Here is a 23825-nt window from a genome sequence, read left to right as displayed (position 1 = left end):
ATTTCAAGACGATGCTTCTTTTCGTGAACCCACGCTTTTCCATCTTCGGTCTTCTGGCTCTCCTGGCGGCTTGCCCGGCCTCGGCCCAGTCTCCCGCCGTGCCGTCCATGTCGCAGAACCAGCCGCCGATCTCCATCGGACAGGTGACGGTGAATGCGGGCGCGACCTTTGCCGGAAGCAATGAGCCGATCCGCTCAGGCCTCGTCTGGCGGATCTACGAGGATCGCGGGGACGCCTCCCAGCCGGTGATCGTCGCCCGCTCCACCAGCCCGGCGCCGAGCTTCACCCTCTCGCCCGGCAACTACATCATACATGTGGCCTATGGGTTTGCGAGCGCTTCGAAGCGCATCAGCGTGCAGCGCGGCAATCTGAACGAGCGCCTCGCGATCAATGCCGGCGCCCTTCAGCTCAAAGGGGCGGTCAGCGGCAGTCCCATTCCGGCGAACCGCCTCACCTTCTCGGTTTATGTGCCGGAGGCGCAGAACTCGGAAGGCAGGCTCGTGATCGCCGAGGCCAAGGCGAACGACATGATCCGCCTGCCCGAAGGCACCTACCACATCGTTTCCACCTATGGCGACGCCAACGCCATCATGCGCAGCGACCTGAAGGTGGAATCGGGCCGCGTCACCGAGGCGACCCTCAACCACCGGGCTGCCACAGTGACCATGAAGCTGGTGGCATCGGAAGGCGGCGAAGCCTTTGCTGGCACGGCCTTCAGTGTGCTCACCCCCGGCGGCGACGTGATCCGCGAGGCCATCGGCGCCTTCCCGTCCGTGACGCTGGCCGAGGGTGAGTATGTCCTGATCGCCCGTCATGAGGGCAAGGTCTACACCCGCGAGTTCAAGATCGAGAGCGGGCTCGACCGCGATATCGAGGTTCTCGCGAAACCCTGACATCCTGAACCTTTCCGGCCCCGCGGCATTGACCGAACACCAATGACAGGTCGCGCCGCGCATGAGCCCGCACTCCCAAGGCGTGACCTTGCAGGAGAGGAAGCCCATGAAAGTCGCAGAGATCATGACCCGCAACGTGCGCGTGGTGAGTCCGGACCGGACCATCCAGGAAGCGGCACGGCTCATGGATGAGATGAATGTCGGCGTCCTGCCCGTCTGCGACGGGCGGCGGCTGCGCGGCATGGTGACGGACCGCGACATCACCGTCCGGGCAACCGCAGCGGGCCTCGCGCCCGACACCACCCGCGTGCGGGACATCATGTCCGACAATGTGTGGTGGTGCTTCGACGATGACGATGTGAACCACATCGTCCAGCTGATGAGCGACCATCAGATCCGCCGCCTGCCCGTGGTGGATCACGACAAGCACCTGGTCGGCATCGTGGCGCTCGGCGATCTGGCGACCGACGCCGAGGGTGAGGCCACCCGCGCCCTGCACCGCATTTCCACCCCGTCCGAGCCCGACCGCTCCGGCACCCCCTCGAGCGCCCGCGCCGACCAGACCCGGGGCGGCGGACAGGCTCGCCTGACGGCTGACGAGCGACGTGAACTGGAGCGGCGCATGAACGACGCCAGCCGGGACGACACTGACCGGCACCGTCCCAATGACTACCACGACAACGGCAATCGCGGACGCGTCGACAACACCCGCAAGCCGGGGCGCGACCAATTCCGGTTCCGCGAAGAGGACGACGTGCGCGCCGCCTTCGGCAGCTTCGGCTATCCCGGCCAGGAGGGCGCTCGCGACTCCCGAATGCGGGGCGGCTTCGGCGGCGACGGCTATCAGAGCTATGGCGACGAATTCGCAGGCCGGGGCTCCGCAGGCAGAGGCTTCCACCCGCCGCGTTATGGCGCTTCAACCATTACCGGCGAACGCGCCCGTCCGGGCGACGACAGCAGCGAGGATGATCGCCGCATGCAGGATCGCGAGCGCACCTGGAGCCTCGTGAACGAGCGGCGCGATCACAGCAACTACGGCATGGGGCCGGGCAACAACCGTTTCAGCAACGATGCCACCGGAAGCCGCGGCGAGGTCCGACGGGGCGAACACCAGGGCCGCGGCCCGAAAGGCTACCAGCGCTCCGATGAACGCATCCGCGAGGATGTCAACGAGCGCCTGACCGACGATGCCATGCTCGACGCCTCGGAGATCGAGGTGCAGGTCCAGAACCGCGAGGTGACCCTCACCGGCACTGTGCGCGACCGCAATGAGCGGCGTCGGGCCGAGGACCTTGCGGAGTCCGTCTCGGGCGTCAGCCACGTGCAGAACAACCTGCGGGTCGGCCAACGTCAGGGCACACACGCCACCGGCACCGAAGCTGGCGATGCAGGGGCCGCTACAGGCAATCCCGGCAGCGGCACAGCAGGAACGACGGCCGGCACCGCTCCCGGTGGCCGCACTAGCGGACGGCAGCGGCAGACGAGCTGAAATTGTCTGGGTTAACCTCTGCCCTCATCCTGAGGAGCCGCTGCAAGCGGCGTCTCGAAGGAGGCTCCAGTGCTCTCTGGAAGCTCCTTCGAGACGGATTGCTCACGCAATCCTCCTCAGGATGAGGTTGAGTTTGATAGACATAAAAAAGGCGGCGCTTCCCTGCGGAGGCACCGCCTTTCTTCGTTGAGATGAAATCAAGCCACCGTCCGCTCGACCACGTGATGCCCGTCGGGCGTCGCGTGGCCTTCCGGCTCCGACACCGCTTTCGCCACTCGCTTCAGGTCCGGCGTCACGGCCTCAGTGGCGAGCGCCTTCAGGGCTTCGTCCAGGGTCATGCCCTTCTGCTCGGGGCTGCCCAGCCGACGGATGGAGACCGTCCGTTCGGCGGCTTCCTTGCGGCCCACCACAAGAAGCACCGGCACCTTCACGAGCGAGTGCTCGCGGACCTTGTAGTTGATCTTCTCGTTGCGCAGGTCGGCCTCGACGCGAAGACCTGCGGCTTCGGCGGCGCGCACCACTTCCATGGCGTATTCGTCGCCCTCGGACGTGATGGTGGCGACCACCGCCTGCACCGGCGCGAGCCAGAGCGGGAAGTGACCGGCGAAGTGCTCGATCAGGATGCCGGTGAAGCGCTCCATGGAGCCGCAGATCGCGCGATGGACCATCACGGGCGTCTTCTTCTGACCGTCGGCATCGACGTAGAACGCGCCGAACCGCTCCGGCAGGTTAAAGTCCACCTGCGTTGTGCCGCATTGCCAGTCGCGGCCGATAGCATCGCGCAGCACGTACTCGAACTTTGGTCCGTAGAACGCGCCCTCGCCCGGGTTGATCGCGGTCTTGATGCGCCCGCCCGACTGATCCTCGATCTGTTTCAGGACGCGGGTCATCACATCCTCCGCATGATCCCACATCTCGTCGGTGCCGACGCGCTTTTCAGGCCGTGTGGAGAGCTTCACGACGATCTCGTCGAAGCCGAAATCGGAGTACGTGGAGAGGATCAGGTCGTTGATCTTCAGGCACTCGTCGGCGAGTTGCTCTTCCGTGCAGAAGATATGCGCATCGTCCTGCGTGAAGCCGCGCACGCGCATGAGGCCGTGCAGCGCGCCCGATGGCTCGTAACGGTGCACGTTGCCGAACTCGGCGAGGCGGAGCGGAAGATCGCGGTATGACTTCAGGCCGTGCTTGAAGATCTGCACGTGGCCAGGACAGTTCATGGGCTTCAGGGCGAACAGTCGCTGGTCCGCCTCCGGATCGTTCGGCCGCAGGAAGGCGGATGCCGACTTCACGGCAAACATGTTGTCCGAGTACCAACCCCAGTGACCGGAAGTCTCCCAGAGCGACTTGTCCAGGATCTGCGGTGCGTTGACTTCCTGGTACGTGCCCTTCAGGCGGCGGCGCATGTAGGAGATCAGCTCCTGGAACACCGTCCAGCCCTTCGGATGCCAGAACACGACGCCCGGCCCCTCCTCTTGGAAGTGGAACAGGTCCATCTCGCGGCCCAGGCGACGGTGGTCGCGCTTCTCGGCTTCCTCGAGCTGGCGGATGTAGTTGTCGAGCTCCTCCTGAGAGGCCCACGCGGTCGCGTAGATACGGGTCAGCATCGCGTTGTTCGAGTCGCCGCGCCAATAGGCGCCCGCCACCTTCATGAGCTTGAAGGCGTTGCCGATCTTGCCCGTGGAGGTCATGTGCGGGCCGCGGCAGAGGTCGAACCACTCGCCCTGGGAGTAGATCTTCAGATCCTGGCCTTCCGGGATCGCATCGACGAGCTCGACCTTGTAGGTCTCACCTTTCTCGACGAAGACCTGCTTGGCCTTGTCGCGGCTCCAGACTTCCTTGGTGAAAGGCTTATCGCGCGCGATAATCTCGCGCATCTTCGCCTCGATCGCCGGGAAGTCCTCGGGGGTGAACGGCTCGTTGCGAGCGAAATCGTAATAGAAGCCGTTTTCGATCACGGGACCGATGGTCACCTGCGTTCCCGGAAACAGCTCCTGCACGGCCTCCGCGAGTACGTGCGCGCAATCGTGCCGGATCAGCTCCAGCGAGCGCGGGTCTTCGCGGTTGAGGAACTCGATCTTGGCATCACGGGTGATCGGATCGGCGAGATCGGCGACCGTGCCGTCGAGCGCCATGGCAACGGTGCGCTTGGCGAGCGACTTGGCGATGCCTTCCACGATCTCGCGGCCGGTGATGCCGGATTCGTACTGGCGCTGGGCGCCGTCGGGAAATGTCAGGGTAATCATATCAAAGTGTCTCCTGGCTCACTCCTGCCAACGGAGCAGGTAAGCGGGGGCCGACGGTTTGCGGGATGAAAGGCGACGTCAGCCGCCGTCAGGTTCGGCTGCCTCGCAGGTGATCGGGGGAGCATTGACGCCCCGCCAGCGACCATAAGCCCACGGCTTATACCAGGAGGCAGTCTCGGGCAACGTCTCAGGCACGAGATCAAGCCCTGAGGTGCCGAAGGGCCCGCAGCGGCAGATCCGCGCGAAGCCCATCCAGCCGCCCGGCCAGAACCCGTGCCGCTGGATCGCTTCATCGGTGTATTCGGAACAGGAAGGCAGATGGCGGCACTGGCGGCCGATGAGCCCGGACAGGCTCAGCTGGTAGCCTCGGATGGCCCAATGGGCCGCCTTCTGGACAGGGCTCGGCATTTATCCCGCACCCTCGACCCGCCGCGCCTCGATCTGATTGAGCGCATCCACGACGGCATCGAAGGTGAGGAGGATGGAGGCATGGCGGGCCTTGTGATCCCGCAGGGGCTCCAGGACCTTCAGGTCCTCCCACTTGCCCTGGGGCGCCTCGCCGCCCCTCTTGAGCAGGTGCGTTGCCCTCTCGCGCAGGTCACGGAGCTCCTCGACGGTCGAGCCGATCACATGCCGCCCCATGATCGATGACGAGGCTTGGCCCAGGGCGCAGGCCTTCACGTCATGGGCGAAAGCCGTCACCACGTTGCCGTCAAGCTTCACGTCGACCGTCACCATTGACCCACACAGCTTTGACCGGGCCGTCGCGGATGCGTCGGCGTCGGGCAGGCGGCCAAGATGCGGGATGTCGGCCGCGAGCTCGAGAATGCGCCGACTGTAAATTTCGTTCAGCATGACAGCCTGTGACATTACGTTTGGGAATATACCCTTTAACTCCGCGGAGGTATCTAATACACAATGTGGGTAGTGAACCCATATTATAGCAGCTGAACTCCGGAACGGGCCTCTGACCAGTGGCGTGTGGAGAAAAAGCCGCAATTCCTCCCGGAAGCTGCGCCGCTTCCTGAGCTGAAGACTACGAAAAGGGGCCCTGCGTGAGTGATGCCATCAAGTCCTTGTCCGCGCGTCTGAGTCCGGTTGCCGACAAGCCTGTTGCGACGCCAACCCGGGAAGAAGCCGAAGCCGCCGTCCGCACCCTGCTCCGTTGGGCCGGAGACGACCCATCGCGCGAGGGTCTTCAGGATACGCCCAAGCGCGTCACCAAGGCCTTCCGGGAATTCTACTCGGGCTATGCGGAGAACCCCTCCGAAATTCTCGACAAGGTGTTCAGCGAGGTCGAAGGCTACGACGATATCGTGCTCGTGCGCGACATCCCCTTCCACTCCCATTGCGAGCACCACATGGTGCCGTTCTTCGGCGTAGCCCATGTGGCCTATTATCCCACCAAGGGCGTGGTCGGCCTCTCCAAGCTCGCCCGCCTCGTGGACGCTTATGCGCGCCGCCTGCAGACCCAGGAGACCATGACGGCCCAGATCGCCTCGGCCATGGTCAAGGCGCTCGAGCCGCGCGGCGTTGCGGTGATGATCGAGGCCGAGCACATGTGCATGTCCATGCGCGGCATCCAGAAGGCCGGCGCTATGACCTTGACGACCCAGTTCACCGGTGTCTTCAAGGAAGATCCCGCCGAACAGGTGCGCTTCCTCACCCTGGTGCGCAACGGCCGGGGCTGAGGCCCTCGCATGACCATATCCATTCCGTTTCCGCCTCCTGGCTCCAAAATCGAGCTTGAGGAGGGCAGCACCCTGTCTCCCCGCTTCGGAGCGGACGGGCTGGTCACCTGCATCACCATGGATGCCGCGACGGGCGAGATCCTCATGGTGGCGCATATGAACGCGGAGGCGCTCGCGAAGACCCTTGAGACCAGCGAGGCCTGGTACTGGTCCCGCTCCCGCGGTGAGCTCTGGCACAAGGGCGCCACCAGCGGGCAGGTCCAGACGGTCCTGGAACTGCGGGTCGATTGCGACCAGGACGCCGTTCTGCTGAAGGTCAGGGTCGCCGGCAACGGCGGCTGCTGCCATACGGGGCGCCGCTCCTGTTTCTACCGCAAGGTCGAACTCTCCAATGGCGAGCCGCGCCTCATAATCGATTGAGCGTCCCTAGCCCTGCCAAAACGCAGGGCTGCCCTCCACCAGGAAACAGGTGCATGGCTCCGGCATCCGCGATAGGTACGCCGCATGACACGACGTGACCTTCTCCTCGCGCGGGTGGCGGCGAGCGCCATCTTCTTCGGCAATGGCTTCGGAATCGGCACCTGGGCGGCGCAGCTCCCTCGGTTCAAGGCGTCGCTCCGCCTCTCAGACGGAGAGCTCAGCCTCGGGCTTCTGGCCTTCTCGCTCGGAGCGGTCGCCCTCATGCCGGTGATCGGCTGGGCTGTTGCCGTCGTCGGCAGCCGGACGATGTCCCTGATCGCCGCCTTCTCCTTTGCGGCCGCCCTGCTCCTGCCGGGTCTCGCGCCGAGCCTGCCGCTCTTCGTCGCCGCCTCCCTTGTGGCCGGCGCCTGCAACGGCACCATGGACATCGCCATGAACACCAATGCCACCGTGGTGGAGCGGACCTGGGGCTCGGCGATCATGTCGTCCTTCCATGCCTTCTTCAGTCTCGGCGGGCTGGCTGGGGCGGCAGCGTCCGGTCTCCTCATCAGGCTCGACGTCGGGATTGTCCCGACCCTGCTGATCTCCTGCTCCGGCATGGGGTTGCTCTTCCTCACGACGGGCTTCTGGACCATGAACGAGACGGAGAAAGCGTCGGAGGGCCACGGCTTCGCCTGGCCCCGCGGCCCGGTGGTTCTCCTCGCGGTGCTGGCCATGTTCTGCTTCATCGTCGAGGGCGCCATCGTCGATTGGTCGGCGATTTACCTGCAGACGGTGGCCGGTGCGAGCCTGGAGGCTGCCGTGTCGGGCTTTGCTGCCTTCTCGCTCACAATGACGATCTGCCGGTTCATGGGCGACTTTGCCGTGCGCCATCTTGGGCGGACGCGCACTCTTCAATTGGGTGGTCTGCTCTCGGCCCTCGGCCTCGCCCTGGCGATGATCCTGCCTTCGCCCCTGGCCGCCTCCATCGGCTTTGCCCTGGTGGGCATCGGACTGGCCAACACGGTGCCGGTCCTGTTCAGCACGGCCGGCCAGATGAAGGGCATTCCGCCCAGCATGGGCGTCGCCATGGTGGCGACGCTCGGCTATGGCGGATTGCTGATGGGCCCGCCGCTGATCGGCTTCGGTGGAGAAATCCTCGGTCTGCGCGCCATGCTCGGCCTGCTGATCGTCTTCACCTTCGTGATCATCATCATGTCGCAGCGGGCTCTCCAGCGCTCCACTGTTCAGTTTTCATGAACCAGTCCTAATTGAAACTTGAGGGCATGTTCACGCGGGTTTCATGGGAAGCCGGCATAATGGACAGGGTGCCTTGGAGTTGATCAATGTTGTGGGACGGGATTGCCCGGCGCAGCGCCGGTTCAGGGGGCGGAGGCGGAGTGACGGAGATTAAGGCACCGGTCGAGCGCGATCCTCGGGCCAAGACCCGAATTGGCCTGGCGCTGGGCGGAGGCGCGGCACGGGGCTGGTCCCATATCGGTGTCCTTCGGGTTCTCGAGGAAGCCGGCATCGTTCCGGACGTGATCGCCGGATGCTCAATCGGCGCGGTCGTCGGCGGCTGCTATGCGGCGGGCAAGCTCGATGAGCTGGAGGCCTTCGCCCTCTCCCTGACCAAGCGGCGCGTCATGGGCCTCCTCGACTTCCATTTCAGCGGCGCGGGCCTCATCGCCGGCGGCCGCCTGCAGAGCCTCCTTGACCGGGACCTGACCGACAAGCGGGTCGAGACCCTCCCGAGGAAGTTCTGCACCATCGCGACAGAACTCGTGAGCGGCCACGAGATCTGGCTGACGCGCGGCCCCCTCGTCCAGGCCATGCGCGCCTCCTACGCCCTGCCCGGCGTGTTCGATCCGGTTCTGATCGGCGGGCGCTGGCTCATGGACGGCGCCCTGGTCAACCCGATCCCGATCACCGCCGCCCGCGCCCTGGGGGCCGACATCGTCATCTGCGTAAACCTCAATGGCGAGGTCCGCGTACGCGGCACGGTCATCCAGTCCTACGATGCCGGGTCGAGCGACGAGAAGGAAATCGAAGAGGTGATCGAGGCAGCCCCGCGGCGCTGGGGCATCTTCCCGGGCAGCCGGGGCGAGAAGCAGAGCAAGCCCAATGCACCCGGGATGGCCACCGTGATGGTGGACGCCTTCAACATCACCCAGGACCGAATCGCACGCTCGCGGCTCGCCGGCGATCCGCCGGACATCATGGTCGCGCCGAAACTCGCCAAGATGGGGCTGTTCGAATTCCACAGGGCCCAGGAATGCATCACCCTGGGCCGGCAGGCCACGGAGCGCGCCCTGCCGGATATTCTCGAGTTGCTGCAGGAATCGCAGCCACGGTGATCAGGCTGTTGCGATATATTCCTTGATTGCCGTCGCCTCGGCCTCGACCTCCTCGAGCCGTTCCTTCACCACGTCTCCGATGGAGACGATCCCCACGAGGCGTCCGCCCTCGACCACGGGAACGTGACGGAATTTCTGCTGCGTCATCAATTCCATCACGTCGGGAATTGGGGTTTCCCCCGTGCAGGTCAAAACCTTCTCCGTCATGAAGCGAGAGACAGGCTCCTCCAGGGCCTTGGCGCCATGGTTTGCCACCGCCCGCACGATGTCCCGTTCGGAAATGATGCCTGAGACTGGCCTTTGACCATCGACGATGAGAAGGGCACCTATCCTGCGCTCGGCAAGAACCTTGGCCGCCTCACTGAGCGTCCGGCCGGGTTCAATGGTCGCGACGTCGCGACCTTTGAGCGAAAGAATGCGATTGACGATCATTGATTCCCTCCCGTTGCGCGAACGGCGAAGGACCGTCAGCCCTCGCATCCGCTAGGCTGAAGTCGGGTTCCGCACCCATGACTTTGGGTGCGAACCCTACGTCAGCCACTGGATGATCCGCGCAAACGGCATCCGTTTCAAGCTGAGATGCGCTTGGCGCGTGCGGGAAGCGGGTCGATCAAAGGGAAAAGGACGAGACCTGCGAGAAAGCCGCCGAGATGCGCCTCCCAGGCGATGCTCGCATCCGTAAGCCCCAAAGGCTCGACAAAGGCAAACACGTAGTTGGCGGCAAACCAGATCCCGAGGAAGATCAGGACCTGCCGGTTGCGGACCATATGCCCCAGGGTTTCACGAGGCCGCTCATGGGGCTGCGTCAGGCGCCCCTCCCAGTGCCATGAGGCCGGGGCGAACATAAACCAGGAGGCCGCCGCCATGAGACCCGACACGGCCCCGGAGGCCCCGATCATCGGCAGGACCTGCAAGGGATTCATCAGGGCGTATAGACCCGCTCCGGCAACTGCCGAGACGGCTACCAGAACGAAGAACCGTTGGGCGCCGCAGCGGCGGACGATGGGGGTTCCGAAGGCTGCCAGCCAGACGCTGTTGATCAGTACATGAGCCCAGGATCCATGAAGAAAGGCATAGGTCAAAGCCGTCCAGGGTCTGCCCTCCTGGCCTTCGAGAACATACTGCGCCAGGGCCATCAGCGGAGTGATGGTGTCTTCCGCCACGCCCTCGCGCAGGGTCCTCATGATGTCCTCGACTTGGATGCTTCCGAAGGCCACGGACCAGCGGGCCGGAATCACCGACCAGTCGATGATCAGCATGAAGTCTGATTCGTCGGACAGAAGCAGCCGGACGGCGTGGATGCCGATCAGCACCACGAGGCAGAGGCTGATGACGGCAGGAAGGTTGAGGATCGGCTCGCGAGCGCGGGGCGGGTGTGGAGACATGCAATTCTTTTGTATGAGGCAACTGCCGGGAATTTCCGAAGGGAGGCTGGCGCGACCTAACTCCTATTTGGCCCCTCGGTCGAGAAAAACCAACTACTTAGCAGCAGCCAAGCTTAACGGAGAGGAAGCCCGGTTGCCTCTGACCTGTGCGCCTGATAATTTTGTTAACCATAACGGAACCGGTCGAAGCGCGACGCGTTAACTCACCTTTTACTTTCCGCTTGAGCCCCAAATGTAACCATGTCAGTTTGGTTAAAAGAACGTTAACCGGCTGGTGGGGCATGCGGCAGGATTATTTCAAGAACGGCCTTATCTGTGGCGCAAATGAGAAGTCGGCATTTTCCGGCACATTCATCAAAACAGTTCTCCTCGGGCTCTCCCTCCTGTTTTCCGGTGCTGCCGCTCAGGCCCAGACCTTAGCGTCCCTGCCCGTCAACAGCGCCCCGATTTCGAGCGTCGGCGCCGCTAAGCCGCTCCTCGGCTGGTCCCAGTTCTGCGAGAAATTCCGCTCCGAGTGTGCCGTCGACGTGACGGAGGCCGACAAGATCGAGCTGACGCCTCAGGTCTGGAAGACCATCGTGTCGGTCAACCAGCGGGTGAACTCGAGCATCAAAGCCGTGACGGACGCGGATCACTTCGGCGTCGTCGACACCTGGGGCTTCCCGGATGACGGCAAGGGCGACTGCGAGGACTTCCAGCTTCTGAAGCGCCGGCTTCTGGTGGAAGCTGGCCTGCCCCGCCGCGCCATGCGCATGACGGTGGTGATCGACGAACTGGGCGAAGGCCATGCGGTGCTGATGGTTCGCACCAACCGCGGCGACTTCGTCCTCGACAACAAGATCTCCTCGGTCCTCCCCTGGCACCGCACCGGCTATGTCTACATCAAGCGCGAAAGCCAGGAGACGGTCGGTTGGGTTTCGCTGGGCGGCATCATCTCGTCGCCGACCACCACTGCGAACCGGTAAGAATTCTAAAGCCGGCGTCTTCAAGCGCCGGCTTGTTCATTTCTCCACCATCGATGCCAGAATACTTCAGGCGGATCGGTCGATCCGCCTTATTTTTTGCTAAGCGCATCGCTCAAAGCTGAAAAGCCGGGTTCCACTTTTTCGCACGATACGCGACGGATCAGTCGATCCGCCTCATTTTTTGGGCGAAACGCTGCCAGTTTTCCACGTAGCTCCTCGCCGAGAGGCGAAGCCGCTCGATGGCCTCGGCATCGAGCACCCGGATGGCCTTGGCTGGAGCCCCCACGATCAGCGAGTTGTCCGGAAACGCCTTGCCCTCCGTGACGAGCGCGTTCGCCCCTACGAGGCAGTTGGCGCCGATGCGCGCATGGTTGAGCACCGTGGCGCCCATGCCGATCAGGGAGTTCGCGCCGATGGTGCAGCCGTGGAGGATGGCCTTGTGCCCGATGGTGCACCCCGCGCCGACGGTGAGCGGTGCACCCATGTCCGTATGCAGCAGCGCGCCTTCCTGAATGTTCGTGGCCTCGCCGATATCGATGAGTTCGTTGTCGCCCCGCAGCACAGCACCGAACCAGATCCCGACATCCCTCCCCAGCCGGACTTTGCCGATCACATGAGCGTCCGGAGCAATCCAGAAACGGTCGGGTTCAGGCAGGATCGGGGCGGTGTCGTCGAGGCTGTAGATCGGCATCGATGGTCCAGAACGAAAAGCAGCAGAACCTCAGGGGAGGTCTGCTGCGGAAAAGCGCCTAGTCTTCGAGATCCGTATCGAGGATCGCCATGGTGAAGTTGAAGGAGCGGTCCCCGTCCTCGTCGTCGACGAAGAGAACGCCGACAAATTCCTCACCGATGTAAACTTCCGCTGAATCGGCCTTCTTCGGCCGCCCGACGACGCGGATCGAGTGGTTTGCAAAGGTCTGGCGCAGGTAGCGCTCGACTTTAGCCATCTCGGTTTTATCCACTACAGGTCCTTTCTTAACTCTACGATTGTGCACTTGCCATGCCGGGCAAACGCGAGCAAGCGGTGTTGGGTCCCGGATCGGGGCCTTCCTCAGATTCCATCCGTTTCGGAGAAACAGTGGTCCATGGATCGGGCCGGCTCCTCGCACCCAGCCGTGCCAATGACCTTGGCGGGAACGCCGGCCACCGTGGCATTATGGGGCACGGGCTTGAGCACGACAGAGCCTGCGGCGATTCTCGCGCAATGGCCGACCTCGATATTGCCAAGGATCTTGGCGCCGGCGCCGATGAGCACCCCATGACGGATCTTGGGATGACGGTCGCCCCGCTCCTTGCCGGTTCCGCCGAGCGTCACGTCCTGCAGCATCGATACATTGTCCTCGATGACCGCGGTGGCGCCCACCACGAGCCCGGTGGCGTGGTCAAGGAAGATGCCGCGTCCGATACGGGCTGCCGGATGAATGTCGGTCTGGAATGCCTCGGACGAGCGGCTCTGCAGGTAGAGCGCAAAATCCTGCCGCCCCCGCTTCCACAGCCAATGGGCCAGCCGATGGGTCTGAATGGCGTGGAATCCCTTGAAGTAGAGCACGGGCTCGACGGCCCGGGTGACCACCGGATCCCGGTCAAGCACGGCGCTGATATCGGCCCGCATGGCCGCCCCGATGCTGCGGTCGCTCTCGACGGCTTCGAGGAAGATCTGCTCGATGATGTCGGCAGGAACAGCCGCATGGCCAAGCCGGGAGGCGACCCGGTGAATCACCGCAGCCTCAAGGCTCGGCTGGTGCAGGATGGCGCTGAGGACGAAACCTGCGATGGCAGGCTCGGCCTGGACGACCCCCTCGGCCTCGGAGCGCAGGCGGTCCCAGATCGGATCGACCTTTCCAGCCACGGCATCGGGGGCTCCCGGCTTCAGGCGCGTCTGTGTCATGGTAGTCTCCTGCCGGCTTCGCTATTGCCTCAGGTCTAGATAAGAAGCCCCCGCCCCTTACCACAGATCCAAACGAGCCATGACCTACTCTTTTTCGCCGGCAACGTCCAAGCTTGTCATCTCCGCGAGCGGCGGCATCGCGACGGTCACCATCGACAACCTGCCGAAGCACAATGCGGTCGACCTGGTAATGTGGAAGGCTTTCCCGTCGCTGATGCAGGCCCTCGACCGGGATCCGGACGTCCGGGTGATCGTGCTGAGGGGCGCGGGACAGGCCTCCTTCGCGTCGGGTGCGGATATCGCCGAATTCGCGACGGTGCGTGCCAACGCTGAGGGCGGGCGGCTCTATGAGGCTGCCAACGAGGCGGCCTTCTGGGCCGTTGCCCATTGCTCCAAGCCGGTGATCGCCATGATTCGCGGCTTCTGCCTCGGCGGCGGTTTCGGCCTTGCCCTTTCCTGCGATCTGCGGGTTGCCTCCGAGAGCGCCATCTTCGGCATTCCGGCTGCGCGTCTCGGAGTAGGCTATCCTCCGGGCGCCATGAAGCTCGTGACGGCAGCCGTCGGAGCCCCAGCCGCGAAGGACCTGTTCTTCACCGCACGTCGGATCGGCGCCCAGGAGGCGCATCGCCTCGGCGTCGTGCAGCGGCTCGTGCCCGATGGCGAGCTGGACGCGGTCACGCAGACCCTCGCTGAAAGCATCGCGGAGAACGCACCTCTCACGATCAGGGCCGCCAAGGCGGCCATCGACGAGGCGGTCGGGGTCGGACACCCGAAGGCCGATTCTCTGGCTCTTGCCGACCTCTGCTTCGACAGCGCCGATGCCGTGGAGGGGCGCGAGGCCTTCCTGGAGAAGCGCAGGCCGGTTTTCACGGGCCGATAAGCTCAGGCATTCCGGCGATACACGAAATACCGGCCCTCGGGCACGCCGGTTCGGGACGAGATGTCGGCGCAGGAGGGCATCTCGAAGGCACGGTCCGCGATCAGGAGCCCTCCGGGCTGAAGCAGGGAATCGAGCAGGGGTGAGAGCCGCAGGGCAAGCTGGCGGTTCGCCGCCTCGTCGCCGGTGCCGATATCGGTATGGATCAGCGCCGCCGAGCCCTGCCCCAACCGCTCGATGAAGGCCGGGAGGGTCTCGAAGATGTCGCCGACGATCAGGTAGCCTTCGGGCGGATAACAATCCGGATGGGCCGCCGGCGAGCGCTCGAAGGCGTAGATCTCGCGGCCGGGCAGCCTGGTTCGCAGGTGATCGTAAGTGCGGCCATTGCCGAGGCCGAGTTCGAGAATGAGTCCGGTCGGGCCGATCTCCTCGGCCGCCCAGTTCAGGAGGTCGCGCTGGGCGGTCAGCCGCCGGATCACAGAGTCGAGTCGGGTCATTCGCTACTCCTGCCGGACGGCATATGGGGAGGGTCCTTTCAAAGCAAAGGCGAGCGCCTTACGGACGCTGGGCCAGGAAGTCGAGAACGCCCTGCTTGTGCACCTTGTCGCCCACTGCGAGGTTATGGTCGCGCCCCGGGATATCGAGTGCCGTCGCGTTGGGGATCAATCTTGCGAGTTCCGGCCCTGAGCCCGACACGTCGTCCTTGGTGCCCACCGAGACCAGGGTCGGCAGCGTGATGGAGGCGACCTCGTCCCGGGTCAGCACCTGCCGCGACCCACGGATGCACGCCGCCAGGGCCTTGAGATCGCTGCCCGTCTGCTCGGCGAAGGCCCGAAACATGCGCTGCATCGGATCGGTGAGGTGGGCGAGGGAAGGCACCTCCATGGCGTCCGCGATGCCGAGCGGCAGACCGACTCCCTCGACGAGGTGGATGCCCAGGCCTCCAAGCAGCATGGAGCGCATCCGCTCCGGGGCGGTGAGCGCCATATGGGCGCTGATCCGCGCGCCCATGGAATAGCCCATCACGTCGGCCCGCTCGATGCCGAGATGGTCGAGAAGCCGGCAGCCGTCCTCCGCCATGCGATAGGAATTGTAGGCTTCCGCGTCGTAGAGCTTCTCGCTCTGCCCGTGCCCCCGGTTGTCGAAGGCAACGACCCGGTATCCGGCCCGCGTGAGGGTCTTCACCCAGAGAGTGTTGACCCAGTTCACCGCATGGTTCGAGGCGAAGCCGTGGATGAGCAGGATCGGATCGCCCTGCCCCTCATGGGGCGGCACGTCGACATAGGCGATGCTGACACCGCTGGAGTTGAAATAGCGCATCTGACCGGCCGGGGTTGGAGGCTGAAGGGAAGCTGGCGCAACCTAAGCACCTGGAAGGCGCGATGCAACGCTTGGAAATTTGCTCTAGGCGCATGGCCGATCGGCCATTATGGTGCGCCAAATTTTCAACGCTTCAGAGCAACGGCAATGGCTGACAAAGGCACTCCCCACTTCCACAACGATCCGGGCGTTCCCGTCATTCACGTGGGCTCGAAGGAGTTCATGTGCATCGGAGCGACCCCGCCCTTCGATCATCCCCATGTGTTCATCGACATGGGCTATGACAGCGAGACGATCTGCTCCTACTGCTCGACCCTGTTCAAGTACGATCCCTCCCTGAAGTTCGACGAGGCCCGCCCGGCCGAATGCGTCTGGGAGCCCGACTTCGCCGGCTCGGTCGCTTCGCGCTAAGTGTCCAAATTATCGATTGCGGTCGTGGGCGCTGGCATCGGCGGCCTGACGGCGGCTCTGGCCTTGGCCCGGCAGGGCCATGCAGTGACGCTGGTCGAGCGCCGGACCGGGTTTACCGAGGTCGGGGCCGGCCTCCAGTTGTCGCCCAATGCCAGCCGCATTCTCATCAAGCTCGGGCTCGGCCCGGCGCTGCGCCGCGTGGCGACGGAGCCGGAGCGCGTGGTCGTGCGCGCTATCCGCTCAGGCAAGGTCATTGGCGAGGTGGCCCTCGGCACCTTTATGCGGGAGCGGTTCGAGGCGCCCTATTGGGTGGTTCACCGGGCCGATTTCCAGACGATTCTGCTCGATGCCGTCCGCTCCGAGCCGTCGATCCGCCTGGTCATGGGGCGGACGGTGGAAAGCGTGGAGACCAGCCCGTCGCAGGCCTCCCTCACTTGGCTCTCCGCAGGCGGAGCCCAGGAGACCCACACGGCCGATCTGATCATCGGGGCCGATGGAATTTGGTCACAGGTCAGGCAGCAGCTTGGTGACAGGAGGCCGCCTGCCTACCGTGGCTACGTTGCTTGGCGCGCTACTTTCGAGCGCAGCGCCGCCCCGGCCGAACTCGCCGGGAACGAGACCGGTCTCTGGCTTGGGCCACAGGGCCATGTGGTGCATTATCCGATTGCCGGCGGCAGGCTGGTCAACGTCGTGGCCATCGAGCGCAGCCGGACACCCGTAGATGGCTGGGCTGCTCCCGGCCGGCGGGAGGACCTGCTCGGCCGCTATGCCTCGGCCGCCCCTGCCCTTCGCGACCTTGTCTCGCGCCCGCAGGAATGGCTGCGCTGGTCCCTCTTCGACCACCCGGCCGAGCGCCTCGCCAAGGGCCGGATCGCTCTTCTCGGCGATGCCGCCCATCCGGTCCTGCCGTTCCTGGCCCAGGGAGCCGCCATGGCGATCGAGGAGGCGGCGGCCCTTACTACTCTTCTTCGCGATACGCAGACCGACATCCCGCAGGCTCTCTCGGCTTATGAGAAACAGCGCCTCGGGCGCACGGCTCGGGTTCAGAAGGAAGCTCGCACCAACGGGCGCGTCTACCATGCGGGCTCCATGGTGGCTTTCGGGCGCAACAGAGTCATGCGACATCTGGGCTCCGAGGGCATGACGAAGCGCTACGACTGGCTCTACGGCTTCCGCACCCCGGACTGAGAGAGATCCGGCCCTCACGGTTGGGCTTGCGCTCAAGCCCGCCTCCCGATAACCCTCTTCTTCGAAGCGGACGTGGCGAAACCGGTAGACGCAAGGGACTTAAAATCCCTCGGGCTATGCCCGTGCGGGTTCGACCCCCGCCGTCCGCACCATTCATGCCTTCATCCATGGCTGACATTATCCGGAGAGGCGTGGCTTCCGGAGGCCCTGATGGCTGTCGGCGGGTGATGCTGTTGCTGCGGCAATAGGGACCCGGAATTTCCACGTCTTCTCCGGAGCGGCGAAGCCTCAAGCAAAGTTGATGATCAAAGAGAAATCAAGGGCTTGGGGCAACCCGGTCCGTTGCCAGGAGGCGTCCATGCCGACCGTAATTGCGATTGAAGCCAAGCCCGTTGAGTTCAGAGGGATCGATACCGGCTTTCTTCACCTCTACCTCGTCAAAACCGTGACCGATGACCAGGGGCGTGTCATCTCGGAGAAGGTGATCCGGGGCACCGCTGGATCGAACGGCGATCTTGAGACGCTGGTCGATGCCGATCTGGCGACCTCGGTCGACAGGAGAGGCTCGGACACTCCCGAGGAAAGAAGCCGCGAAGTTCTCGATCTCGGCACCAGAGACGCCAATGACGTCTGGAAGATCATGGTGCAGCATGCCATCAACATCGAGAAAGCGGATCTGGACTACAGCATCGACATCTTCCGCGAAGCTCCCGGAGGAGACCTGAACAGCAATTCCGTTGTCGCATCGGTGCTCCATTCGGTCGGCTTGAACCTGACCACGAGCTTTCCGGATGGTGTCAGGCGGTCGGATGCTCCTCTCTACGGCCAACTCCAGTACATGTCCGTGGACGACGCCTTGTCCGGAACGGGGAGCAATGACCGGATCATGGGAGGTATCGGAAATGACCGACTCTCCGGTGGCCGGGGCAACGACACGCTCTCCGGTGAGAGCGGCAACGATCGCATCTATGGCAGTTCAGGAGATGATCGCCTGAGCGGTGGATCGGGCGACGACCGGCTCTACGGAGGCTGGGGAGCGGACTCGTTCCGCGGCGGAGATGGAAAGGATGCCTTCGTCTTCTATTGCAAGGCGACAGAAACAAACATCGACACAATTCGGGATTTCTCGATCGCCGACGACACGATCTGACTCCAGAACAGCGTTTTCAAGGGAATCGGATCTGAAGGCCGCCTGAAGTCGGGGGTATTCCGCACAAGCTGCGAAGCACGGGATTCGACGGACCGCATTCTCTATGATCGCGAAAATGGCGTCCTGTACTACGATGCCGACGGCACCGGCGCGAGCGAGCAGGTTGCGGTCGCGAAGCTCTCGGCCGGGCTGAGGATGACGTCTCTGGACTTCTTGATCATCTAACCGGAAGCCACAGGAATCGGGGAGCGCCGGTGGATTGATCGCAAATGCTTGATGTGCATGCCAGCACATCAAGCAAGCCGGCCGATTGCTATGGTCGAGAACACCTTCGATCAGCACCTTTGGAGGCGAACGATGCCCCCCGGTTCCTTCCTGCCTCGCCGAATGGGCGTGGCGGCAATCTTGCTCATCGCATCGACAAGTGCGGATGCATGGGCCCAGAGTCATCCGCTGACCTTGAGAATGCCCTGCGCTCAGGCACAGAGCCTTGTCGCCTCGCAAAGAGGCATCGTGCTCAACACAGGCCCCCTTACCTATGACCGCTATGTCGGATCCTATGGATCCTGCGCGATTGGGGAGACCCTGGATCCGGCATGGGTTCCGACGGCCGATACAGCGCAATGCCCCATCGGGTACCGCTGTGTGACGCGTTCCCCACCCTCACGGAACTAGGCTTCAAAAATCAGGGCCTTTGCCTGCCCCTGTCCAGGCGGGTTGGCGCCCTTAGCGGCTGTGCCAAGCCTTGAAGGCTAGGAGGGGCGTCAGGATCGGCCAGCCGAACCCTGCGATCAGGATGTGATCGAGGCCGATCTGCTCCTCGTCGTTGATCATGGTCGAGACTGCAAGAAGCAGGATCACGCCACCCAGATAGATCATCAGAACTTCACGCATCCCACAGCCCCCGGCACCTTGAAGCTGAGCTTTGACGCATGACACGAAACAAGCCAATGCGACCGGCAGTCGCCTGCTTCTCTCAAAGGATGGAAGATGCTGGGTCTCAGGAGCGCAGGGGACTTCCCCCGGATCAGACAGGAGGCACGCCCGGACGGCAGAAAAAATCAAACCTTCACAGAAACTTAACCGCAACCCGATCCGACCTCGCCCGTTCTTCGGGGACCACGGGCAACTCACAGGGAGATCACCGATGCCAAAGCGGCACAACTCCTATGCCGCAGGAGGCAACGCGAATTGGGGCATCGGCGCCAATGGCCTGACGGCAGCCGGGCAATCCGAATTATTGAAGGATCTCGGGCGTCAGCTTCAGCACAGTTACCAGAGCATTCTGAAGGACCCTGCGCCGGACCGTATTAGGCAGTTGCTGGAGCGGCTCGAAAGAGCGCACCATCGCGAAGGCAATGAGAATCACTGAGCCAGTGCGGCTCAGTGGTTCTCACCTCTTAAAGGTTTAAGACCTCAGCGCCTGCGGCGGTTTCGCGGATGCGAGTGGCCTGACGAGGACGCCTCCTTCGGAATGAGGCTGTAGATCAGAAACCCTGCCAGCACTCCGGCTCCGAGCAGAACGAAGGGGTATGACTTGGCGGTCTGAACGACCCCGGAAGCGGTCTGCCGCACGGCGTAGAGCGGCATGGAGGCATCATGAATCAGGCGTTCGGCCCGCCTGACATTCTCCTGCCGGGTGTGGATCTGCAGGTCGTAGCCTTCGTCGTCATCATGGCGATGAAGCTCGATGCTGTTGCGGGCGAAACCGGCCGAGACAAGGCGCTGGACCGCTTGATTGGCCTCACTGCGGGACTGGAAAGATCCGGTGGCAATGGACGTGTTCGGCATTATTAATCCTCTTCGAACTGCTGATGCCAATTCCCGGCAAGCGCCTAGGTTCCACATCCGACCGACATAGGATGGGGAATGACCGACGAGCCAGCAGCCTTCAGTTCTTGCGATAAGATTGTGTGGCGGCCCTCTCCGCCTCCATCAGGACTTCAAGCGCTCTCCAGGGCTTGGGCATGAACCGAACATCCCGGGGAACATCGCCGGTTTCTTGGTCCAAAGGTCTGCCTGAGGTCAGGACGGTGCGGACCCACGGCCACTTGATGCGCACGGTTCGCACCAGATCCATGCCGTCCATCAGGCAAGGGAGGCGAAGGTCGGCAAAGAGGAAGGCCACTTCTTCCGAATGCCGGTTCAGATAGTCAAGGGCCTCTTCCGCACTGGACGTTTCGACGACCTTGAGATCTGTTTCCTCGAGAAGAGCTGCCGCCAGGCCCCTGACTTCGAAGTCGTCCTCGACAATCAGGGCCACGCGGTAAGGCTCGATCCTCTGTCCCATAAGTCGTCTCCTCTTCGGGTTTACATTTCCTGGAGCCCTTCGCTGAAGGAACAACGATCATCAGGCTCTCTGTTGGACGGGAAAAAACCGGCTCCGGAAACGCCAAGCGGACAGCCGGTGCGATACAACTAAGACTTGGCACGCGATCGGAAGCGCCAAGGCTTTCGAGCGCATGCCCTACAGGATCGCGAACAAGAAACTTTCCCGAGCGCTGGGCGCGACCGGGCAAAAGACCCTCATCACAGAACGGTGAATAGAGCTGTCTGTTTCAGCTTGGCTTTACAGAAATTTTCCGCAGCACCCGTTTTGACCTAGAGGAACCGCTTTCCAAGCTGTAGCTTAAGCTTGAACCGACTGTTCTCACGCGAGATCCCCGCCGTGTTCAAGGAGACTCAGCTTCACCAGGAATTCTTGGACCTGGAGCATCACATGCGGCTTCTCGACCGCAAGCTGGCCGATGCCCTCCATCGGATCCGCCACGGTTCCTCGTCGGAATCGGTCGAGCAGGCTCGACAGGATGAGAAGCAGCTGCTGTCCGAACTGGATCGGCTGATGACGAGGATGCGGGCGATCGAGGGGCAACTCCTCCAGATCCAGAAGGGCGCAACGCGGCACTGAGACTGCTTTTGGTCATCGTCTTGTGTGAAGCCGCACGTCGAAGGTGCTGAACTGGGCTCATTGTGCTTGCCTTAACGTAAGGCAAGCTCAGGGAGCGAACCAGGATGACCATCAGGGACTCTTATCCGGAGCCGGATGTGGAAGACCAGGGCGTCGGGGTCTTGCGTAGGCGGTGCGTTCCGCTGTTCACGGTTCTGATCGGCCTCTTGGCCACCATGAATATCGCATCGGTCATCTTCGTTCTTCTGGAGTGAGCGACCGCACTGCCTCGCAACCTACAGCCTCACCGCAGATCGTCCGATAGGACAAGAACTGCAGGACAGCGCATCTGATGCGAAATTCTGTCCTGCAGGTTCACCGTTCGTCTTCAGCGCAGCCCAAGGAACGACAGGATCGCGAGGACCACGACGATTGCACCGATAAGCCAGATGATATTGTTCATGAGGATTCTCTCCCGAAGTGGAATTGACCTCATGCCAACGGTCAAGGTGAAGGTTCGTTCCTTGAATCCACCTACTCGACTAGTGGGATCGGCAGGCATCCAGCTCGGCTTCACCGACTGCGCCCGAGGCCGCAACCTGCCTCCGGCTCACCCTCGTACAGGCCTCATGGGTGAGGCCTTGGGCTGAGTCGACTTGAATCCGGCTCTCCTGTGAGCGGGCAGTTTCGTAGCCGGGGCCGGATCGGTAGTCCCAGGTGGAAATTCCGGCTGTGCCAACGCACCCGCCGAGCCCGGGCAGAAGCGCCGCTGCGGCAAAGGTCCTGAGGATTGTCGGCATCGTCTCATCCTTTGGCTGCGAAGCCCGCTTGCAGGGCAGAAGGAGCCTTCATGAGGAAGGTGACCAGAATGAGAAAACCCCGGCGTTGCCACCGGGGTTTTCCGCGAAATCGGAATGACCCGATCAGAAGTCGCGCTGAATGCGCAGACGGCCTTCCCAAGCATCGTCGTCATCCGCGCCGACGATGCCGCGCGGGTTGAGGTTGGAGTAGAGAGCCTCCACGCCGATATCGAGACCGGAGACCGGCGACCAAATCAGGTTCGAGCCGACGCGCCACTCGGTGAAGTCGGCCGAGGGAGCGGCGGTGCCGTACTCGACGCGAGCATAGGAGCCGAACAGGCTCTGTCGGATGGTCGGGGTCCAATAGTGGTTCACGCCACCGGCAAGCGACCAGCCGCGTCCGGTTTCGATCTCGCCATCGGGGCCGATATACGCATCCAGGACCGTGCCCGAAGCGATGCCGACCGCGATATCCGGATCGAAGCCGAGATAGCCGAGGGCGCCGTCGGCATAGGTCGCTGCGAGCCAGAGGGCGTCGCCCTCGCCAAGCATCGGCAGGTTCACGTTGAACATGCCCGACACGGCCCAGCCGAGTTCGCTGTCAGGGTAATCGCCGCCGACAAGCACGTTGCTGCGGACCTGGTGGAGGGCGCCGGAAAGCTGCGCCGAACCCCAGGTGCCGGTATACTTCACGTTACCCACGAGATCGGGCAGCCTTTGACCAGCCCCCAGATCTGCCGCGTCGGCCAGGGCGGTGGTCGCGAAGGAGCCTTCCTCCAGCGACAGGGTGGCCGAGAAGCCGTTGCCGAAGGAGAAGGTGTAAGCCAGCAGGTTCACGTCCGGATAGTCGTAGAAGCGGACCGTGCCCCAGTTCTCGTTCGGGATGTCGCCGTTGGTGAAGAACGAGGTCGTGCGACCGGCCGTCAGACCGCCGAACTGAATGTAGGCTTGGGCGATGTTCGACGAGGTTCCGGTGCCATACACACCCGACCGGCGGTCCATCTCCATGCGGACGAAGGCGCGCAGGAGGCCGTAAGCAGTGGCGGTGCGGGCGTCGAGCTGGACGCGTCCGCGGGCCAGGAAACCAATCGAGTTGTCTTCACGGAATCGCGGCTCGAGATAGCTGTACTCGGCGCGGACACGGCCACCGACGCGCAGGCAGGTTTCCGTGCCGGGGATGTAGAAGAAGCCTGCCCCGTAGGTGGAGCAGACGCGGACGTATTCGACAGCAGCAGTTTTGGCGACCGGCAGGTCGGCGGCTTGTGCCCCCGCAACAGCCGCAATCCCTGCGACCGTTCCAAGAAAGAGGCTCTTAGCGAGCTTCATGGGTTTCTCCAAAGAAGTCTGGGTCCGAGACCCATGTACAAACGTGACCATATTCACGCTCACGTTTGACGCAAGACGGCGTCGCTTCAGATCCGCTCATGTGACGTGCACCATGCTGATAAAATGGGCATTCCAAACAGATGCGTATAATGTTTCTTGAGAGTGTGGCTCAAACTCAACAATCCCGAAGACCCCAGCCGTGAGTTCGAACTCCCGTTCGAGGCTTCCTTCGCGAGCCACGGCGTCAATCGCCGAAGAAGTCCAGCTCGAACTCCCGACAGGTATACCCGACGGGGCAATGGGGCGTGTCCCGGGTCGGCACGAAAGCGGGTTCGATCATCTCGTTGCGCAGGCAGAACCGCCCATCGCTGACATAGCGGTCATAGGTGTAGGTACCGGTCCCAAGAACAATTTGACCGCGCGACAGGACGAGGTTGCGGGCCTGGTTGCAGGTCAAGTTGGGGGTCAGCGGCCGTGGCTGGGCCTGGACGCTCGATGCCGCGACCAGGAGAGCCAGAACACAAATAATCTTTCGCATCGTCACACCTTTTGTGCG

General features: G+C 63.2%; 30 protein-coding genes and 1 tRNA gene. 15 read left to right on the top strand and 16 right to left on the bottom strand.

The annotated features are described in order from the left end of the window. Positions 1-11 precede the first annotated feature (11 nt). Together JQC81_RS07330 and JQC81_RS34280 are read left to right on the top strand one after the other, a co-directional pair. The gene (locus JQC81_RS07330) at positions 12-893 is read left to right on the top strand and encodes an RgsD C-terminal domain-containing protein (protein WP_203271173.1); all 882 of its coding nucleotides are present in this window, start codon (positions 12-14) and stop codon (positions 891-893) included. A 106-nt stretch (positions 894-999) separates the two neighbouring features. Next, entirely contained in the window at positions 1000-2382 is a 1383-nt protein-coding gene (locus tag JQC81_RS34280; RefSeq protein ID WP_376772377.1) for a CBS domain-containing protein, read from the top strand. 197 nt (positions 2383-2579) lie between these two features. On the opposite strand, the gene thrS is transcribed toward JQC81_RS34280, so the two are convergent. From thrS to JQC81_RS07305, 3 genes are all read right to left on the bottom strand, one after another. Continuing rightward, the gene (gene thrS / locus JQC81_RS07315; protein ID WP_203271150.1) at positions 2580-4625 is read right to left on the bottom strand and encodes a threonine--tRNA ligase; all 2046 of its coding nucleotides are present in this window, start codon (positions 4623-4625) and stop codon (positions 2580-2582) included. A 78-nt stretch (positions 4626-4703) separates the two neighbouring features. Continuing rightward, a complete protein-coding gene (gene yidD / locus JQC81_RS07310; RefSeq protein ID WP_203271149.1) occupies positions 4704-5033 on the bottom strand; it encodes a membrane protein insertion efficiency factor YidD in 330 nt (109 codons plus the stop codon). Further along, positions 5034-5480 carry an iron-sulfur cluster assembly scaffold protein gene (locus tag JQC81_RS07305; protein WP_203271148.1) on the bottom strand — a complete coding sequence of 149 codons (447 nt, stop codon included), beginning with the start codon at positions 5478-5480 and terminating at the stop codon, positions 5034-5036. A gap of 200 nt (positions 5481-5680) precedes the next feature. Here JQC81_RS07305 and folE point away from each other — a divergent pair, with 200 nt between their 5' ends. The 4 genes from folE to JQC81_RS07285 all read left to right on the top strand — a co-directional run bounded on the left by folE (position 5681) and on the right by JQC81_RS07285 (position 9072). Further along, the gene (gene folE / locus JQC81_RS07300; protein WP_203271147.1) at positions 5681-6316 is read left to right on the top strand and encodes a GTP cyclohydrolase I FolE; all 636 of its coding nucleotides are present in this window, start codon (positions 5681-5683) and stop codon (positions 6314-6316) included. 15 nt (positions 6317-6331) lie between these two features. Next, positions 6332-6736 carry a phosphoribosyl-AMP cyclohydrolase gene (hisI, locus tag JQC81_RS07295; protein ID WP_203271171.1) on the top strand — a complete coding sequence of 135 codons (405 nt, stop codon included), beginning with the start codon at positions 6332-6334 and terminating at the stop codon, positions 6734-6736. A gap of 84 nt (positions 6737-6820) precedes the next feature. Next, positions 6821-7975 carry an MFS transporter gene (locus tag JQC81_RS07290; RefSeq protein WP_203271146.1) on the top strand — a complete coding sequence of 385 codons (1155 nt, stop codon included), beginning with the start codon at positions 6821-6823 and terminating at the stop codon, positions 7973-7975. Between the two features lie 86 nt (positions 7976-8061). Then, positions 8062-9072 carry a patatin-like phospholipase family protein gene (locus JQC81_RS07285; RefSeq protein WP_203271145.1) on the top strand — a complete coding sequence of 337 codons (1011 nt, stop codon included), beginning with the start codon at positions 8062-8064 and terminating at the stop codon, positions 9070-9072. Here the strand turns inward: JQC81_RS07285 and JQC81_RS07280 are convergent, their stop codons facing one another. Both JQC81_RS07280 and JQC81_RS07275 read right to left on the bottom strand, forming a co-directional pair. Further along, the gene (locus tag JQC81_RS07280) at positions 9073-9504 is read right to left on the bottom strand and encodes a CBS domain-containing protein (protein ID WP_203271144.1); all 432 of its coding nucleotides are present in this window, start codon (positions 9502-9504) and stop codon (positions 9073-9075) included. A gap of 137 nt (positions 9505-9641) precedes the next feature. Then, positions 9642-10457 (bottom strand): rhomboid family intramembrane serine protease, encoded by an 816-nt coding sequence (locus tag JQC81_RS07275; protein WP_203271143.1) that lies wholly within the window; start codon positions 10455-10457, stop codon positions 9642-9644. A gap of 281 nt (positions 10458-10738) precedes the next feature. On the opposite strand from JQC81_RS07275, the gene JQC81_RS07270 reads away from it, so the two are divergent. Further along, positions 10739-11422: a transglutaminase-like cysteine peptidase gene (locus JQC81_RS07270; RefSeq protein WP_203271142.1), complete on the top strand. Its 684-nt coding sequence runs from the start codon at positions 10739-10741 to the stop codon at positions 11420-11422. 160 nt (positions 11423-11582) lie between these two features. Here JQC81_RS07270 and JQC81_RS07265 read toward each other — a convergent pair whose 3' ends face one another. The 3 genes from JQC81_RS07265 to cysE all read right to left on the bottom strand — a co-directional run bounded on the left by JQC81_RS07265 (position 11583) and on the right by cysE (position 13310). After that, on the bottom strand, positions 11583-12113 hold the full coding sequence (locus JQC81_RS07265; RefSeq protein ID WP_203271141.1) for a gamma carbonic anhydrase family protein: 531 nt from the start codon (positions 12111-12113) through the stop codon (positions 11583-11585). A gap of 58 nt (positions 12114-12171) precedes the next feature. Then, complete coding sequence (locus JQC81_RS07260) at positions 12172-12384, bottom strand: DUF3126 family protein (RefSeq protein WP_190843974.1); 213 nt, start codon at positions 12382-12384, stop codon at positions 12172-12174. Between the two features lie 89 nt (positions 12385-12473). After that, positions 12474-13310, bottom strand: coding sequence for a serine O-acetyltransferase (cysE, locus tag JQC81_RS07255; protein ID WP_203271140.1), 837 nt, complete (start codon positions 13308-13310; stop codon positions 12474-12476). Positions 13311-13389: 79 nt separating this feature from the next. Here cysE and JQC81_RS07250 point away from each other — a divergent pair, with 79 nt between their 5' ends. After that, complete coding sequence (locus JQC81_RS07250) at positions 13390-14190, top strand: enoyl-CoA hydratase (protein ID WP_203271139.1); 801 nt, start codon at positions 13390-13392, stop codon at positions 14188-14190. 2 nt (positions 14191-14192) lie between these two features. On the opposite strand, the gene JQC81_RS07245 is transcribed toward JQC81_RS07250, so the two are convergent. Both JQC81_RS07245 and JQC81_RS07240 read right to left on the bottom strand, forming a co-directional pair. Next, complete coding sequence (locus JQC81_RS07245) at positions 14193-14684, bottom strand: class I SAM-dependent methyltransferase (RefSeq protein ID WP_203271138.1); 492 nt, start codon at positions 14682-14684, stop codon at positions 14193-14195. Positions 14685-14742: 58 nt separating this feature from the next. Beyond that, positions 14743-15507, bottom strand: a complete 765-nt coding sequence (locus JQC81_RS07240) for an alpha/beta fold hydrolase (protein ID WP_203271137.1) — start codon at positions 15505-15507, stop codon at positions 14743-14745. 147 nt (positions 15508-15654) lie between these two features. Between JQC81_RS07240 and JQC81_RS07235 the strand changes: the two genes are divergently transcribed. The 4 genes from JQC81_RS07235 to JQC81_RS32995 all read left to right on the top strand — a co-directional run bounded on the left by JQC81_RS07235 (position 15655) and on the right by JQC81_RS32995 (position 18256). Beyond that, positions 15655-15918 carry a zinc-finger domain-containing protein gene (locus tag JQC81_RS07235; protein ID WP_203271136.1) on the top strand — a complete coding sequence of 88 codons (264 nt, stop codon included), beginning with the start codon at positions 15655-15657 and terminating at the stop codon, positions 15916-15918. Continuing rightward, positions 15919-17106, top strand: a complete 1188-nt coding sequence (locus tag JQC81_RS07230) for an FAD-dependent oxidoreductase (protein WP_203271135.1) — start codon at positions 15919-15921, stop codon at positions 17104-17106. It begins immediately after the preceding gene. A 66-nt stretch (positions 17107-17172) separates the two neighbouring features. Next, a tRNA-Leu gene (locus tag JQC81_RS07225) sits at positions 17173-17258 on the top strand. A gap of 206 nt (positions 17259-17464) precedes the next feature. Then, positions 17465-18256 carry a hypothetical protein gene (locus JQC81_RS32995; protein ID WP_246520283.1) on the top strand — a complete coding sequence of 264 codons (792 nt, stop codon included), beginning with the start codon at positions 17465-17467 and terminating at the stop codon, positions 18254-18256. A gap of 726 nt (positions 18257-18982) precedes the next feature. Here the strand turns inward: JQC81_RS32995 and JQC81_RS07215 are convergent. Then, positions 18983-19150, bottom strand: coding sequence for a hypothetical protein (locus JQC81_RS07215; RefSeq protein WP_203271134.1), 168 nt, complete (start codon positions 19148-19150; stop codon positions 18983-18985). Positions 19151-19403: 253 nt separating this feature from the next. On the opposite strand from JQC81_RS07215, the gene JQC81_RS07210 reads away from it, so the two are divergent. Then, positions 19404-19628 carry a NepR family anti-sigma factor gene (locus tag JQC81_RS07210; protein WP_203271133.1) on the top strand — a complete coding sequence of 75 codons (225 nt, stop codon included), beginning with the start codon at positions 19404-19406 and terminating at the stop codon, positions 19626-19628. A 44-nt stretch (positions 19629-19672) separates the two neighbouring features. On the opposite strand, the gene JQC81_RS07205 is transcribed toward JQC81_RS07210, so the two are convergent. Next, a complete protein-coding gene (locus JQC81_RS07205; protein WP_203271132.1) occupies positions 19673-20047 on the bottom strand; it encodes a hypothetical protein in 375 nt (124 codons plus the stop codon). A gap of 100 nt (positions 20048-20147) precedes the next feature. Beyond that, entirely contained in the window at positions 20148-20546 is a 399-nt protein-coding gene (locus tag JQC81_RS07200) for a response regulator (protein ID WP_203271131.1), read from the bottom strand. 429 nt (positions 20547-20975) lie between these two features. Between JQC81_RS07200 and JQC81_RS07195 the strand changes: the two genes are divergently transcribed. Both JQC81_RS07195 and JQC81_RS07190 read left to right on the top strand, forming a co-directional pair. Further along, positions 20976-21164, top strand: coding sequence for a hypothetical protein (locus JQC81_RS07195; protein ID WP_203271130.1), 189 nt, complete (start codon positions 20976-20978; stop codon positions 21162-21164). 104 nt (positions 21165-21268) lie between these two features. Then, the gene (locus JQC81_RS07190) at positions 21269-21418 is read left to right on the top strand and encodes a hypothetical protein (protein WP_203271129.1); all 150 of its coding nucleotides are present in this window, start codon (positions 21269-21271) and stop codon (positions 21416-21418) included. A gap of 267 nt (positions 21419-21685) precedes the next feature. Here the strand turns inward: JQC81_RS07190 and JQC81_RS07185 are convergent, their stop codons facing one another. The 3 genes from JQC81_RS07185 to JQC81_RS07175 form a co-directional block, all read right to left on the bottom strand. Next, entirely contained in the window at positions 21686-21943 is a 258-nt protein-coding gene (locus JQC81_RS07185) for a hypothetical protein (RefSeq protein WP_203271128.1), read from the bottom strand. 123 nt (positions 21944-22066) lie between these two features. Further along, a complete protein-coding gene (locus tag JQC81_RS07180; RefSeq protein ID WP_203271127.1) occupies positions 22067-23269 on the bottom strand; it encodes a porin in 1203 nt (400 codons plus the stop codon). Positions 23270-23513: 244 nt separating this feature from the next. Beyond that, positions 23514-23807, bottom strand: coding sequence for a hypothetical protein (locus tag JQC81_RS07175; RefSeq protein WP_203271126.1), 294 nt, complete (start codon positions 23805-23807; stop codon positions 23514-23516). Positions 23808-23825: the final 18 nt, after the last annotated feature.

It is taken from the genome of Microvirga arabica (assembly GCF_016811235.1).
Taxonomy (GTDB): domain Bacteria; phylum Pseudomonadota; class Alphaproteobacteria; order Rhizobiales; family Beijerinckiaceae; genus Microvirga; species Microvirga arabica.
The sequence above is the reverse complement of the archived record's forward strand: the minus strand, read 5'-3'. Positions and strand labels throughout refer to the sequence as shown.